The 15,396-nt window shown below is 38.5% G+C and carries 12 protein-coding genes; 6 read left to right on the top strand and 6 right to left on the bottom strand.

All coding sequences use genetic code 11. The annotated features are described in order from the left end of the window. Nucleotides 1-77 precede the first annotated feature (77 nt). The 5 genes from ACFS6I_RS05935 to ACFS6I_RS05915 all read left to right on the top strand — a co-directional run bounded on the left by ACFS6I_RS05935 (nucleotide 78) and on the right by ACFS6I_RS05915 (nucleotide 5,552). Entirely contained in the window at nucleotides 78-404 is a 327-nt protein-coding gene (locus tag ACFS6I_RS05935; protein ID WP_021189141.1) for a HesB/IscA family protein, read from the top strand. A gap of 284 nt (nucleotides 405-688) precedes the next feature. Beyond that, nucleotides 689-1,696, top strand: a complete 1,008-nt coding sequence (gene asnA, locus ACFS6I_RS05930; protein WP_380918804.1) for an aspartate--ammonia ligase — start codon at nucleotides 689-691, stop codon at nucleotides 1,694-1,696. Between the two features lie 75 nt (nucleotides 1,697-1,771). Then, complete coding sequence (locus tag ACFS6I_RS05925) at nucleotides 1,772-3,076, top strand: DEAD/DEAH box helicase (RefSeq protein ID WP_380918802.1); 1,305 nt, start codon at nucleotides 1,772-1,774, stop codon at nucleotides 3,074-3,076. A gap of 141 nt (nucleotides 3,077-3,217) precedes the next feature. Further along, nucleotides 3,218-5,077: a CocE/NonD family hydrolase gene (locus ACFS6I_RS05920; protein ID WP_380918801.1), complete on the top strand. Its 1,860-nt coding sequence runs from the start codon at nucleotides 3,218-3,220 to the stop codon at nucleotides 5,075-5,077. Nucleotides 5,078-5,084: 7 nt separating this feature from the next. After that, nucleotides 5,085-5,552: a hypothetical protein gene (locus tag ACFS6I_RS05915; RefSeq protein ID WP_380918799.1), complete on the top strand. Its 468-nt coding sequence runs from the start codon at nucleotides 5,085-5,087 to the stop codon at nucleotides 5,550-5,552. Nucleotides 5,553-5,558: 6 nt separating this feature from the next. On the opposite strand, the gene ACFS6I_RS05910 is transcribed toward ACFS6I_RS05915, so the two are convergent. The 3 genes from ACFS6I_RS05910 to ACFS6I_RS05900 are packed head-to-tail and all read right to left on the bottom strand — an operon-like array spanning nucleotide 5,559 to nucleotide 8,340. Continuing rightward, a complete protein-coding gene (locus tag ACFS6I_RS05910) occupies nucleotides 5,559-6,344 on the bottom strand; it encodes an enoyl-CoA hydratase/isomerase family protein (RefSeq protein ID WP_380918797.1) in 786 nt (261 codons plus the stop codon). Between the two features lie 12 nt (nucleotides 6,345-6,356). Next, complete coding sequence (locus ACFS6I_RS05905) at nucleotides 6,357-7,202, bottom strand: hydroxymethylglutaryl-CoA lyase (RefSeq protein WP_380918795.1); 846 nt, start codon at nucleotides 7,200-7,202, stop codon at nucleotides 6,357-6,359. Continuing rightward, on the bottom strand, nucleotides 7,195-8,340 hold the full coding sequence (locus tag ACFS6I_RS05900; protein ID WP_380918793.1) for an acyl-CoA dehydrogenase family protein: 1,146 nt from the start codon (nucleotides 8,338-8,340) through the stop codon (nucleotides 7,195-7,197). The genes ACFS6I_RS05905 and ACFS6I_RS05900 overlap by 8 nt, the downstream gene beginning before the upstream one ends. Nucleotides 8,341-8,491: 151 nt before the next feature. Here ACFS6I_RS05900 and ACFS6I_RS05895 point away from each other — a divergent pair, with 151 nt between their 5' ends. Beyond that, nucleotides 8,492-10,099 (top strand): acyl-CoA carboxylase subunit beta, encoded by a 1,608-nt coding sequence (locus tag ACFS6I_RS05895; RefSeq protein ID WP_380918791.1) that lies wholly within the window; start codon nucleotides 8,492-8,494, stop codon nucleotides 10,097-10,099. A gap of 103 nt (nucleotides 10,100-10,202) precedes the next feature. Here the strand turns inward: ACFS6I_RS05895 and ACFS6I_RS05890 are convergent, their stop codons facing one another. The 3 genes from ACFS6I_RS05890 to ACFS6I_RS05880 form a co-directional block, all read right to left on the bottom strand. Beyond that, nucleotides 10,203-12,122, bottom strand: a complete 1,920-nt coding sequence (locus ACFS6I_RS05890) for an acetoacetate--CoA ligase (RefSeq protein ID WP_380918789.1) — start codon at nucleotides 12,120-12,122, stop codon at nucleotides 10,203-10,205. Between the two features lie 537 nt (nucleotides 12,123-12,659). Then, on the bottom strand, nucleotides 12,660-13,706 hold the full coding sequence (locus ACFS6I_RS05885) for a 2Fe-2S iron-sulfur cluster-binding protein (protein ID WP_380918787.1): 1,047 nt from the start codon (nucleotides 13,704-13,706) through the stop codon (nucleotides 12,660-12,662). Between the two features lie 95 nt (nucleotides 13,707-13,801). Next, entirely contained in the window at nucleotides 13,802-15,319 is a 1,518-nt protein-coding gene (locus tag ACFS6I_RS05880) for an NAD(P)-binding protein (RefSeq protein WP_380918785.1), read from the bottom strand. Between the last annotated feature and the right edge of the window lie 77 nt (nucleotides 15,320-15,396).

The following is a 15,396-nucleotide window of genomic DNA, read 5'->3' as shown; positions in this document are numbered from 1 at the left end:
GGTCAGATTTGTATTGGAAATAAAAAAGAAGTTAGCGTAATTTGTACTATTCAATATTAATATAATTATTCAGCGATATGGTAACCGTTACAGACAAAGCAAAATCTCGAATTGAAGAGATAATGAGTACTGAAAAATATGACAGCAGTTATTTTGTGCGTGTTGCTGTTGAAAGCGGAGGATGTTCAGGCCTAAGCTATAAACTGCATTTCGATAACGAAGAAAAAAAAGGTGATCAGTTTTGTGAAGATAAAGGTGTTAAAGTATGTTTAGATATCAAGTCATTCTTATATCTAGCTGGAACAGAGCTTGACTATTCTGATGGATTAGATGGTAAAGGATTTGAATTCCATAATCCAAATGCCACAAGAACTTGTGCTTGCGGTGAAAGTTTCTCCGTTTAAAAAAACTAACATATAAAAAATATTGGAGGTCGCCATATCAAAATGTCGACCTCCTTATTTTTTAAGATCTCATCAATTCAGGCAATTTCTTGCCATCACATCAAAAATATATCAATCTGGAAATAAATTTACCAACAATACCTTGTTATGTCTGAAATATTGCTATTTTTGAGGAAAATTGAGGGAATCAGAATTTGTTTTGAGTATTACTCTATACAGATTCTTAACAGATACAAATAAAAAATAGATAACTAAGAGGCTATTTTTTGATATATATACATTTCATGGATAAAAGAAAGTTATTAAAAACTGAAGTTGCTATTAGTTTTGTAAAGGATACTTTTGCACAACAACTTAGAAATAATTTAGGATTGATTCCTATCTCATCACCTTTGGTTGTACTTGATGGTACTGGTATAAATGATGATTTAAATGGCATCGAAAGACCAGTAGCCTTCCCTATCAAAGCGCTACAAGAACGTAAGGCTGTTGTTGTTCACTCACTAGCAAAATGGAAGCGCTTAAGATTAAAAGAGCTTGAACTTGAGGTTGGAGAGGGCATATTGACAGATATGCGCGCATTACGTCCTGATGAGGACTATACGCCGATTCACTCTATCTATGTAGATCAATGGGATTGGGAAAAAACAATCTCCGCAGAACAGCGGACATTTTCTTTTCTACAAGATACCGTTCTAAAAATATATGATGCTTTACGTTTCACTGAAAAGCAAGTAGAACGTCAATACCCAGATATTAAATCTGTTTTACCTGAAGAGATTACCTTTATTTCTTCAGAAGAATTGTTGCAAAAATATCCAACATTCACACCTAAAGAGCGTGAAAATGCCATTGCAAAAGAGCATGGCGCTGTATTTATCTATGGTATAGGTGGAATTTTATCGAATGGCGAAGCTCATGATGGACGTGCAGCAGATTACGATGACTGGAGTACTGAAAATGGAAGTGGAACAAATGGATTAAATGGGGATATCTTAGTTTGGAATCCTATTTTAAACACTGCATTTGAACTATCTTCTATGGGTGTACGTGTAGACAAAACTGCGTTAGAGCGACAGCTTAAAATTAGAAATAATGCTGAACGTGCAGCATTATCATTCCACAAAATGTTGTTAAATGATGAGTTGCCAGAAGCCATCGGTGGTGGAATCGGACAATCACGTGTATGCATGTTTATGCTAAAAAAAGCACATATTGGTGAAGTTCAGGTCAGTATATGGGATGAACAGGAAAAACAATCCCTACTGGATAAGGGAATTCTTTTATTATAATTGAATCCACATATATAAAACGGGTCTACTCTTAGTAGACCTTTTTTTATGTAATACTTTGTGTACTTTTGCAACATGCAAATAGACGCCATATTACAAAAACTCCATATCTCTTCGCTGAATGACATGCAGAATGAGGTCATGGATAAATTCAAAGAAAAAGAAAATCTCATCTTACTTTCACCAACCGGTTCAGGTAAAACATTAGCTTTTGCACTTGCTTTGATGAAAACATTAAACAAAGATGTAGCTGACGTCCAATCTTTGATCCTTGTACCCACCCGCGAATTGGCTTTGCAGATTGAATCCGTATTAAAAAGAGTCGCTACCGGTTTTAAAATCACCTGTTGCTATGGCGGTCATGATACCAAAACTGAAAGAAACAATTTAAAGAATCCTCCTGCTATCCTCATTGGTACACCAGGTCGTATTGTTTATCATCTTGAAGGGAACCACTTTGATCCGACACAAATCAAGACGCTGGTTTTGGATGAATTTGATAAATCATTGGAATTAGGTTTTCAGGATCAAATGTCTTTTATAATTGACTACTTAACTAACTTAGAGACAAGCATCTTAACATCGGCTACCGCAATGAAAGAAATACCTGATTTCACAGGCATTTCTACAGCAACAGAGGTTAATTTTCTAAGTCACATACAAAGTGCACCAGCGTTAACGATAAAAAAGATTGTCGCTCCAATCCATAAAAAATTAGAAGCGCTGTTTCAATTGCTATGCAAAATAGGTAATCAAAAAGTACTTATCTTTTGTAATCACCGCGATGCTGTTGACCACATCAGCGAATTGCTACAAAACCGTGATATCATACATGATGTATTCCACGGCGGACTGGAACAAAGTGATCGCGAGCTGGCACTCTTGAAATTTAGAAACAATAGCAATCATATCTTGATCACGACCGACCTCGCTGCCCGAGGACTTGATATCCCTGAGATCGATGCCATTATCCATTACCAGTTACCTTACCGTGAAGATGATTTCACACATAGAAATGGTAGAACAGCACGTATGCAAGCAAAAGGAAAAGTCTTTATCATCTTAAAACCTGACGAAGATTATCCCTATGTGGCGGATGATATCGCAATCGAAGAAATCGATGGTGAATATAAGCTACCTGAAAACTCTGATTTCGCTACCCTATACTTTTCAGCAGGTAAAAAAGATAAAGTCAACAAAATTGATCTCGTTGGTTTTTTACTTAACCTCGAGGGAATAGAAAAAAGTGATGTCGGTATTATTGAAGTTAAAGACAGAGAATCTTTCGTTGCTGTCAAACGCTCTTTAGTTAGCACCATACTTAAACATTCTAACCTCGGTAAAATTAAAGGCAAAAAGATTAGAATATTGAGAAGCTAGGGTATTCCTTTCCTCTCTCTAGAACAGATAACTGTTATTAAAAAAGGCCAAATTAAATCATGATATTTAATCTGGCCTTTTTTTAATCCAGTCTTTATTCATTTTTCTTATCTTGTCCTATCGTAAAATTAATCTAATACCATGAACAAAGTATTTTTAGCTTTTTCAGCGCTTGCAACAACCTTTTCATTTCAAGTAAAAGCTCAGGCAATCCTCGAAACAGACTATGTTAAAAAGAATTATGATAAAAAGGAAATTTCAGTTCCGATGCGTGATGGGGTCAAATTATTTACCACGATCTACACACCAAAAGACAAAAACCAGCAATATCCTGTTTTATTAAACCGCACCCCTTATACCGTAAGCCCTTATGGTGAAGATAAATACAAAGAGACGTTAGGGAATTTCCCGGCAATGACTTTAGAAGGTTATATCTTTGTTTACCAAGATGTACGGGGCAAATGGATGAGCGAAGGAACCTTTGAAGACATTAGACCGACAAACTTAAAAAAAGGAAAAAAAGATATTGATGAAAGTACGGATACCTATGACTTACTAGAATGGCTTAGCAAAAACCTAAAGAACTACAATGGTAAAGCAGGTATGTACGGCATTTCTTATCCAGGATTTTATTCCACAGTAAGTCTTACGAAAACACATCCATCATTAAAAGCAGTATCACCTCAAGCTCCGGTAACAAACTGGTACCTGGGCGATGACTTTCATCATAATGGCGTACTTTTCACAGGAGATGCATTTAAATTCATGTCCAGCTTCGGTATTCCTAGACCTAAACCCATTACCCCAGATCAAGCGCCTAAGACCTTTCAGTATCCTTCGAAAGATGTTTATCAGTTTTACATGAACGCAGGAACAGCCAAAGATTTGAAAGATACCTACTTTGCCGATTCCGTCAAGTTTTGGAATGATGTTTTCGCACACCCTCATTATGATCAATTCTGGAAAGATAGAGAGATATTACCGCATTTAACCGATGTTAAACCAGCCGTTATGGTAGTTGGAGGCTTTTTTGATGCCGAAGATGCCTACGGAACATTTGAAACTTACAAAGCGATCGAAAAACAAAACCCAAAGAATAATTCGATCCTCGTGGCTGGCCCCTGGTTTCACGGAGGCTGGGTGCGTGGTGACGGTAGCTCTTTTGGTGATATTCAATTTGACCAGAAAACAAGTGTGACGTATCAGGAAAAATTTGAACTACCCTTTTTCAATTATTATCTGAAAGGGAAAGGTGATTTTAAAGGTGCAGAAGCGAATATCTTTGTAACAGGAAGCAACCAATGGAAATCATTTGATAAATGGCCTCCAAAAGATGTAGAGGACAAAAAACTCTACCTACAACCTCAAGGCAAACTTGGGTTTGAAAAAGTAGGACGTACAGATTCTTGGGATGAATATGTTAGTGATCCTAACAAACCTGTGCCTTATCAAGGTGGTGTTATGGAGAGCAGGACACGTGAGTACATGATCGACGACCAGCGTTTCGCCTCATCTAGACCCGATGTTATGGTTTATCAAACAGAACCTTTAAACGAAGATATCACAATAGTTGGCCCCGTTAAAAACTTCCTAAAAGTATCAACCTCTGGAACAGACGCAGATTATGTCGTAAAACTAATTGATGTCTACCCTGCAAACAGCCCATCTTCCAACAATAAAGTAATGGATGGCTACCAAATGCTGGTCCGCGGTGAAATTATGGCAGGAAAATATCGGAATGGATTTGAGAAGGCAGAACCTATGCAACCCGGCTTTGTTACGGCGGTTAACTATAGCATGCCAGATGTAGCGCATACGTTCAAAAAAGGACACCGCATCATGATTCAGGTACAAAATACGTGGTTTCCAATTGCAGAACGTAATCCACAGCAGTTTTTTGAAGATTATGAAGCCAAAGCAAGCGACTACAGGAAAGCAACGCATCGTATTTTTCATGATCACAACAATTCGTCATTTATTGAATTTTCGATCTTAAAATAGAAAAAGCATGCTTTACAATTTTTTTCTTGCCCTACATTCGGCTAGCAGATGGATGATCGTCGTTTGTCTCACCGCATTATTAGTGCGTGCCTATATGGGCTGGAAAAAAAAGTATCACATGAAACCGTATGATTATATGCTTCGGATAGTAACGTTAATCTTACTTTACATACAGTTTATAGTAGGATTAACACTCTATTTTGAAAGTCCGATCGTACAGTATTTTATCGAAAATTTTAATGAATCCATCAAACTGCGTCAGGTACGTTTTTTTGGAATGGAACACATCACCATGATGACTATTGGCATTTTAGTGTTTACCATTGGATATATAAAGGCTCGTAAACAACAAAGCAGTGTAGCTAAATTCAAAACGATATTTATCTACACTGCTTGGGCTATATGCATTATCTTTACTTCTATCCCGTGGGAATTTTCACCTTTAACGAGTAGACCTAGCTTCAGAATGTTTTAAAAACAACTATTCGCCTTTCCAATTTGGAGGTCTTTTTTCTATACGTGCGGCCATTCCTTCTTTAAAATCATGGCTTGTCCTCAGCTTTTGCAACTGCTCAAGAAGAAAAGCATACTGATCAGCCTTTCTAAGCCCTTCTAATTGCCTCGCCGACTCAAAGCCCATCTTAACTGCTAATGGCGCAACAGAAGTCAGCTTATTGATCAAATCGGACAACATATCGGGCTTCTGATCCATCAGTTCAAAAACTAAACCCATATTTTTCATTTCTTGAGCCGAAATCAGCTCTGGACGAATGCATAGATCCATTGCTTTGTTATGGGGCAAATGCTTAAGCAGACCCGCCAAAACCTGAAAAGGAAACAATCCTAACTGCACTTCTGGTAAAGAGAACTGAACGGTCGACTTCGCAATAACATAGGTGCATTCCAGAATCATTAAAAAACCTCCCGCAACCACATTTCCTTCGAGCACTGCGATCGAAGGTTTATTCAATTGTGACATGACTTCTCCCAAAGACAAATCAACATGTGGAACCGTCTTTGCCAGCTCCGAAACATCTGGATTTTCAAAAGCTTTCAAATCCATGCCCGCACAAAATACAGGACCTTCCGCGTCGAGAATAAGCACCCTAACATCCGGATCTGAATCTGCCATTTGTATGGCATGATAGATCTCATCGATCATCAACGGTGTAAAAGCATTTCGTTTTTCAGGACGGGCCAAGGTCAAATGAAAAACATGATCGGCCTGTTTCACTTTAATAAACTTATAATTCAAATGACCACTCATAAACTTCTGACTTTATGCTATTAAATTAATAAATTCACCACCAAAGGTCAATATTTTATCCTGCCCATTTCGCTCAAAATAATATATCAAATCTTCCGTCGGAATATTCCCTACCAACTCATCTTCGGCAAACGGACAGCCTCCGTATCCTAAAATAGCACCATCAAATTTTCGACATCCAGCAAGGTAAGCGGCATTGATTTTATCTAGACTACTTGCCTTAGGAGAATGAAAATGTGCACCAATATTTAAGGTTGCAAACCGTTGTAATGCCTGTTCAAAAAGTTGTGTTATCTGTGGCAATGTTGCTTCAGAAGTTGTGTCGGCCAAAGAGAATTCCACCACCCCTAGGGCAGCAATCTTGTCCATCCAATCAAGCACGAGCTCATTACTCCAAAAATCACCAAATGGATTTCCAAAAGCCATGGATATATACACCACCATTTCTTTTTTGTGTTGATGTGCAATTTCCACAATACCTTTCAGACGTTCAAATGAATCAACGATAGAAGCATTTGTATTTCGTTGCTGAAAAACCTCAGAGATGGAAAAAGGATATCCCAAATAAGTGAGATTATCCGATTTCACAGCTCGTAGAGCACCTTGTTCATTAGCAATGATCCCAAGCAGCTTCGTTTTACCGGACGTATTCAGCTGACGAAGCACTTCTTCAGTATCCGCCAATTGCGGAACAGCTTTTGGAGAAACAAACGATCCACAGTCAAGCCAGTCAAACAGTTCGCTTTCAAGCAACATGTTCAAATACTTAACTTTTTTTTCCGTTGGAATCACATGTGATATCCCTTGAATGGCATCCCTGGGACATTCTACCAAAATTATATCTTCTTTTTTAGGCATCTTTTTGAATTTCCCGAGAAATAACCATCTTCTGTATACTCGACGTACCTTCCCCGATTGTACATAATTTTGCGTCTCTAAAGAACTTTTCAGCAGGATAATCTTTTGTAAAGCCATATCCTCCAAAAATCTGAACAGATTCATTAGAAACCGAAACTGCCGTTTCTGAAGCGTATAGCTTTGCCATTGCTCCTATTTTAGAAATGCGTTCACCACGATCTTTCATAAATCCCGCTTGACGGGTCAGCAGCTCTGCTGCCTGAATTTCTGTAGCCATCTCTGCAAGCTTAAATCCAACCGCCTGAAATTCAAAGATCTTCTGATTGAACTGTTCTCTTTCGTTTGCATACTTTAACGCACATTCATAAGCACCACGAGCAATACCCAATGATAAAGCAGCGATAGAAATACGGCCACCATCCAATAGTTTCAATGCCTGAACAAAACCCTGCCCCTCTTCACCGACCATCTGATCCTGATGAATACGACAATTATCGAAAAACAAACATGCGGTCTCTGAAGCACGCATCCCTAATTTATTTTCCTTTTTACCTGCAGAAAAACCTTCCGTCCCCTTCTCGACAATAAAAGCAGTAACACCCTTTTTGTCACCTTTCTCACCGGTACGGGCAAGTACAACAGCTACGTCCGAGCTAATGGCATGTGTGATGAAGTTTTTAGAACCATTCAGCACAAAATAATCACCGTCGCGAACCGCAACAGTCGCTAATCCTCCAGCATCAGACCCCGAACCCGTTTCTGTTAAACCCCAAGCTCCCAGCCATTCTCCTGTTGCCAATTTTGGTAGATATTTTTGCTTCTGACTTTCATTTGCGAAACTCAATATATGATTTGTACACAATGAATTATGTGCCGCTACCGAAAGTCCTATGGAACCACAAACTTTGGAAATCTCGTCCAAAACGGTTATATATTCCTGGTATCCAAAGCCAGATCCACCATAAGCTTCCGGTACAATAATGCCCATAAAGCCATGCTCGCCGAGCTTCTTAAATAAAGGTGCAGGAAATGTTTGTGCTTCATCCCACTCCATGATGTAGGGACGAATATGAGTTTCAGCAAAGTCTCTAGCACTTTGGCGAATCATCATCATTTGTTGTTCATTTTCAATAAACATAAATGTAATCTTTAATTTATAATTGGAATTCTGTTATTTACAATAATAACAAAATTATAACATCTTTTTTTAGAGAAACTCAAAATATAATGTTAAATTTATCTCATATTATCAAATTCTGAATTTGACATGCTTAAAATCCAATTATAACATGAATGAACTAATTGTAGAGTTAGAACTAAAAAGAGCAGCACTTCGCTTGGGAGGTGGCGAAGATAAAATCAAAAAATTAAAAGCCAAAGGAAAGCTCACCGCATGGGAGCGTGTCGAATACCTCCTAGATGATCACAAAGCTTATGTTGAAATTGCCCAGTTTGCGGGAGACAATATGTACCCCGAAGAAGGCGGTTGTCCAAATGCAGGTGTTGTCTGTGTTCTAGGGTATGTTAAAGACGAATTATGCGTCATTGTCTCTAATGATGCAACTGTAAAGGCTGGTGCATGGTTCCCCATTAGCTGCAAGAAAAATCTACGTGCGCAAGAAATTGCTATGGAGAACAAAATTCCCATCATATACCTGGTCGATTCTGCAGGTGTCTTTTTACCGATGCAGGATCAAATATTCCCTGATAAAGAGCATTTTGGACGCATTTTTAGAAATAATGCTAAAATGTCCTCTATGGGCATACCTCAAATAGCCGCTATAATGGGTAGTTGTGTTGCGGGAGGTGCCTATCTACCGATCATGTCCGACTATGCATTTATCGTCGAAGGAACTGGCTCTGTATTTTTAGCTGGCCCCTATCTGGTCAAATCTGCTATCGGTGAGACTGTTGATGCCGAAACATTAGGAGGCGCAAGCACACATTCTGTTATTTCTGGCGTTACAGACAATAAATTTCCAGATGAAGCTAGCTGTCTTGATGCTATAAAAGGTGTTATGGATAAACTTGGTGCGCATCCAAAAGCAGGATTTAATCGTAAAGAAGCCAAGGCGCCTTTACGTCAGAGCTCCGAAATTGCAGAAATATTGCCTTTAGATCGCACAAAACCGTATTCCATGCACAAGCTTTTAGAAGCTTTAGTTGACGAAGGTACTTTTGAAGAATATAAACAGGATTATGGCAAAACGATTGTCTGTGGTCTTGCCCGTATTGACGGATGGGCAGTAGGAATCGTTGCAAACCAACGTGAAATTGTTAAAGCAAAGAAACCAGCTGGTGCTGTTGAAATGCAGATGGGTGGCGTAATATACAGTGATTCTGCAGATAAGGCTGCACGCTTTATCATGAACTGTAATCAACAATTAATTCCACTGGTATTTCTTCAAGATGTAACAGGTTTCATGGTCGGTAGTCGCTCCGAACAGGGCGGAATCATCAAAGATGGAGCTAAGATGGTCAATGCGATGGCAAATTCCGTTGTGCCCAAGTTTACCTTTATCATCGGTAACAGTTACGGAGCTGGAAATTATGCGATGTGCGGTAAGGCATACGATCCTAGACTCATATATGCTTGGCCTACGGCGCAGATGGCTGTTATGAGCGGCGCTGCTGCTGGTAATACCCTCTTACAGATTCAAGAATCTGCCTTAAAATCAAAAGGCATAGAAATATCTGAAGAAGAGAAGAACACACTGCTAGATGATATTAAGAAGCGTTATTTGGAACAGCTCAGCCCCTATTACGCGGCTGCCCGTATTTGGGTCGATGGAGTAATCAGACCTGATGAAACGAGAAGTGTTATTAGTCTCGGTATAGAAGCTGCAAATCATAATCCAATTACTGAACGCTACAATGTTGGTGTCATCCAAACCTGATTTCCTAGCATACCACTTATAAAAGTAATATGTGATAATAATGCCCCGTTTTTTAATTCGGGGCATTATTTATTATATACAGTAACTATTTAAATAAAGAACATTACTCACTATCCAATAATGATTTGACCCAAAAATCAAGAGACTTCGGATCTCTTAATACAGCGACGCTCACCGCTTTCTCCAGCGGAGTTCCCATCATTATTTTTTTTACAGGAATCTCCAATTTCTTACCACTAAGGGTGTAAGGTATCGTTGGTACCGCAATGATATCATCAGGCACATGACGCGGACTATAGCTCTTTCTTAACTTTAATTTGATGGCAGTTTTCAGATCATCAGTTAAAGAGATCCCATGTTTCATTTGCACATACAGTGGCATGGTAGACGTTCCGTCTTCCTGATCTAGACAAATTATTAAACTATCCTCAACCTCAGAAAAGCTGTTCAATATATTATAGATTTCAGCAGTCCCAATTCGTACGCCACCTCGATTCAAAGTAGCATCAGAACGGCCATAAACAATAACACCCTGATGTTCCGTAAATTTGATCCAGTCGCCATGACACCACACTCCTGGGTATTTTTCAAAATAGCTCTCCTGATACTTTTCATTATCAAGATCATTCCAAAAATATATGGGCATTGATGGCATAGGGAGCGTTATAACCAGTTCACCTACTTCATTTTTCACTGATTCTCCATTTTCATTATAGGCTTCAATCTTTGACCCTAAGGTTAAACACTGTATTTCACCGGCATAGACAGGTAATAAAGGATTTCCAGATAAAAATGCACTACAGACATCTGTACCGCCACTCAGTGAAACAATCTGCGCTTGGGGAAATTGCTTTTGTAACCAGGAAAAGGTCTGCGGAGGCAATGGAGAGCCTGTTGAACCAATCGTTTTGGGTTGAAAACGAGGTTGCGTCAATTCAATATGCTGATTGGCGATATAATAGGCGGCGCCAGCCCCCACATGGTCAATCTCCTGCTGTCCAATAAAATTCCAAAAAGATAACTTTTCAGGATAGACCAATGAACCCTCATAAATACAAAGCGTAGCCCCCAGTAATAAGGAAGAAAGCGCATAGTTCCACATCATCCAACCGGTAGTTGCATACCAGATAAATCGCTCCCCTTCTTGCACATTTTGATGTAAAGCCAATGCTTTAAAATGCTCCAATAAAATACCACCACAGCTGTGCGTAATTGCCTTAGGCTTACCTGTCGTACCAGAAGAGTATAAAATCCAAATTGGATGGTCAAAAGGTACAGCTGTAAAACGCAAAGGCACTCCTGTCTCTTGTGATAGCACATCCTTCCAGACCTGCTCATCCACAAAAACGACATCGTGCACCAGACTTTCTAGATTTGAAGATAGATCAATCATCGAAGCTTTAAGATCAAATAATTTGCCGTTATAGCTGTATGCAGCATCTGCGAACAAAAGCTTTGGTGTCACCTGAGAAAATCGTTCCAATATACTTGAAGATCCAAAATCTGGAGAACAACATGACCAGATAGCGCCAATACTGTTTGCGGCTAAAAAAAGAGCGATAGAAGCCGGACTGTTTCTCAACACACCCACAACACGATCCCCTTGCTCTATACCCTGCCCTATCAAGAACCGTTGCAATGAACTAACCATTCCTTCCAGTTCGTCCCAAGAAATGCTCTGAAGGGGCTTATTCTCCTCCTGGAACAAAAGAGCTGGCCGTTCTGCAGTAGATTTTCGGAAAATATGTTCCGCATAATTTAAAGTGGCACCTTCAAACCATTTAGAACCAATAAATCCTTGTGAAGAAGCTTGAAAAATTTCTTGGTGAGGAGTATGAAAAATTACGTCAAAAAACGCGGCGATATCTTCCCAGAATTCCTCCAGATTTGAAACTGACCAGTCCCAAAGTATAGGATAAGAATCCATCTTAAATTGTCGTTTCTGTTCTACAAATTGCTTAAACTGGTATAAAGAAGATTCCTGTTGATAAGCAACAGAAGGCTTCCAAAGTAAATTACTCATTATTCTGATTCATTTGGTTTGAATCAAATCTAACGAAAATTATGTAAAATAAATCAGCTCAAGAAATTGATTTGTAAACAATAGATGTATAGGTATAATCAGGTATTAAATCTAATAAAAATGCTAATCAGGGTTGTAGCCATTACGAGAAACATCAATAAATCTAAAAGATTCAAACATAGACATCAGCTTTTATACTCCGTTAAATTCGTGAAGAGAACTCCTTGAAAGTCCGTACAAGTCCGTGAAAGTCCGTGAAAGTCCATACTCTACTCGACAACGGCTCTGCATTGATAGGTATTTACTAGGATACACCTCCGCCTTTCATTCGACTCCTGTTCGACTGTACTTCGACTCCTTTTCGATAAGAAGACAAACAAATGCAAAATAACCATCGAACGAATCCCGAACCAGCTCCCTAGCATCCCCGAACCAACACGAATCAATATCCGAACCATTATCAACGGAGCTCAAAAGAAAATGGCCTAAGCGTATTTAATTTTAACATGAACCACTAAATAACGGCTAATGATTGTACTAAAACACATCGATAATCGTATCTGGTTCAATTGGATGCCCCGTACAAAGTAAAATACGGCCATTTTCAACTTCACGATCTGTCAGTACCTCATTATACGACATACGCACTTTTCCTTGGGAGCAATTTGATATACATGTACTGCACATACCCGACTTGCAGGAATATGGAAGCTTAATCTTGTTTTCCAAACCCACATCTAGAATAGATTTATTATAAGGAATATCTAAATGATAGCTTTGGCCTTGAAAGTTTAATTTGATGGAGTAAGTCGTCTTATCCACCTCTTTTTCTGTTTCATCATCATCGTCTTCTTCATTTTCAGGAAGCAAAAAGGTCTCCCGTTTGATTTGAGATTCATCAAACCCCATCCCCAACAAAGTGAAACGACACAAGTCCATATAGATCACTGGACCACAGGTGTAAAACAGAACATCCTGATGTGGAGCTGGCAAATGATTTTTCAAAATTGAAAGGATATAATCTCTATTCAATCGTGCTGTCATCAGATTTTTACTATTTGAATAAATCCAAATGATCTGAAGACGATCCGGATATTTTTTTGCCCATTCCTGTAGTTCTTCTTTAAAAGGAGTTACCTCTGGAGAGCTATTGCTATAAGCCAGCACTATCTTTGATTTACTTTCCCGAACCAACGCAGACTTCAAGATGGAGAATAAAGGAGTAATACCAATACCTGCAGCGAATAAAAATACGGTACGTTCGCTATCTTCAATAGGTTCATAAATAAACAGACCTTGTGGATCTAATGCATCCACAATATCTCCCTCCTGAATTTTATGGTGTAAAAAACGGGAAATCTCACCATTCTCAACCCGCTTAACCGTAATACTTAAGGGTTCATCGACATCTGGTGAACTACTAAAAGAATACGATCTCCTCAGCTCCCGATTAGCAAATTCAAAAGATAAAGTCAAAAATTGACCAGCTTTATAAGTTGGAAACTCCCCTGATACTGGTTCGAAATTAATGGTTACATTGTGATTTTCACGCGGAATGATGTTCGTAATTCTGAGCTTGTGCATAACCAAAGATAGTATTCACATCGAGTTTTATCAAATCATTAATTGCGATAGGCTATAGATAGCTGTAATAAACAATTCTTCAAAAAAGTTGAACATTATGCTTCCCAATTATCAAGCATATCATCTACAGCACCCCTTCCTTGATAAAAAGCTTCTTCAAAAATAGAAACTCCACTTAAATCAGAATGAGCAAAGAAAATCTTGTTAGCAATTGGTAGAGTCAGCTGTTTTCTATATTCAGAAGACAAATAACCCGGAATTGGGGAAACCATGCCATGGCCATGCCTAAAAATCTCTATCGAAATGATTTCATCTTCAATACCAAAATGCGCTATTGAAAGATCCTTAATAATAAACTCCTTCCATTGCTCATCAGTTTGATTATACAGTTTACGCCTTTGTTCATTTAAATCCGTACCATCCAAACTATGATAATAAGAAATCACAAATGGACTTGTGAATTGGCCTAAACTCTGGTGCTGTGCATATACATACCCTAAGCCCTTTGCTCCAAAAATAATGTTTTCCCAGGCAAGATTGGCGCCATCAGCAAAAGGAAATTTATGCAACACCACTGTTGCAACAATCCAGGGAGCATACTGTAGCAGTTGAAAATTTTTGCCTCTTTGCGGCAATAGGTACTTGTTGACATATTGTGGACAGCAATTAATCACTTTTTCAGCTATTATTTTTTTTGACACCTTTCTCTGCGCATCGAACAGCAACACTTCAACATTACTTTCATTTACCGTTATTTTGTAAACCATATGTTGTTTCAGAATTTGATTTTCGAAGCTTTCAGCCAATAACTTGGCTAATCGACCATTTCCTTCTTGCCACGTAAGTACAGCATCTTCATATTTTTTAAAATCGTGCTTTCGAGCGGCAAAATAGTGAATCACCGCAAATGCAGCGGTATATTTTATTCCAGTACCATAGTCATCCCTACAGCAATAATTAAGATATTCATGAAGATAGCTCGAAGTATAACCTTCTTTTCGTAACCACTCTTCCATGGTTATTTGATCAAGGCCTAAATCAAATTTTTCAGGTGAAGAATAGCACATTGGAATATTAAAAATATAATGGCCATTTTGATCTTTCAAGGCTTGAAACTCTTCCATCTTATGCAGAAACCTTGTAAGCTCTTGTTGATCAGCATCACTACTTCCATATTGCGGTACAATACCTTCCTGCCAATAATTTTTGATAAATAAACGTTCCTGTGGAGCAAAGGACAGTTGCTCTTCGTCAAAAATTGGATTGTCATTCTCATCTCGGCCAATTATAACTCCTACATCAAATAAAAAATCAATCAACTCAACATTAGAAGCATTTGGAAGTGGTAAATAATGAGCTCCAAGCGGATATTTAGAATACTTATTTTCTCCACTCTTTGCATTCCCTCCCGTCTCAGCCTCTAATTCTACAAGAAGAAAATCTTTCCCACCACGCTTATTTAATGTATATCCGGCTGTAAGCCCTGCAATCCCACCTCCTATTATCAAAACTGGAATCTCCATTGTCTCACTAATATTTGGAAAATCCGGAAACCGTAGTTTGTGGCCTAAAATATGGTTTGTTCCCGTTAATTTTAGAAATATGGTATTCATTCTCCTTTTACAAGAAGATAAAAAATAACTTCCTAAAGTCAATAAAATACTATTTTTAACAAATGATCGCCTGGATT

It is taken from the genome of Sphingobacterium anhuiense (assembly GCF_042686355.1).
Lineage (GTDB): Bacteria > Bacteroidota > Bacteroidia > Sphingobacteriales > Sphingobacteriaceae > Sphingobacterium > Sphingobacterium anhuiense.
The sequence above is the reverse complement of the archived record's forward strand: the minus strand, read 5'-3'. Positions and strand labels throughout refer to the sequence as shown.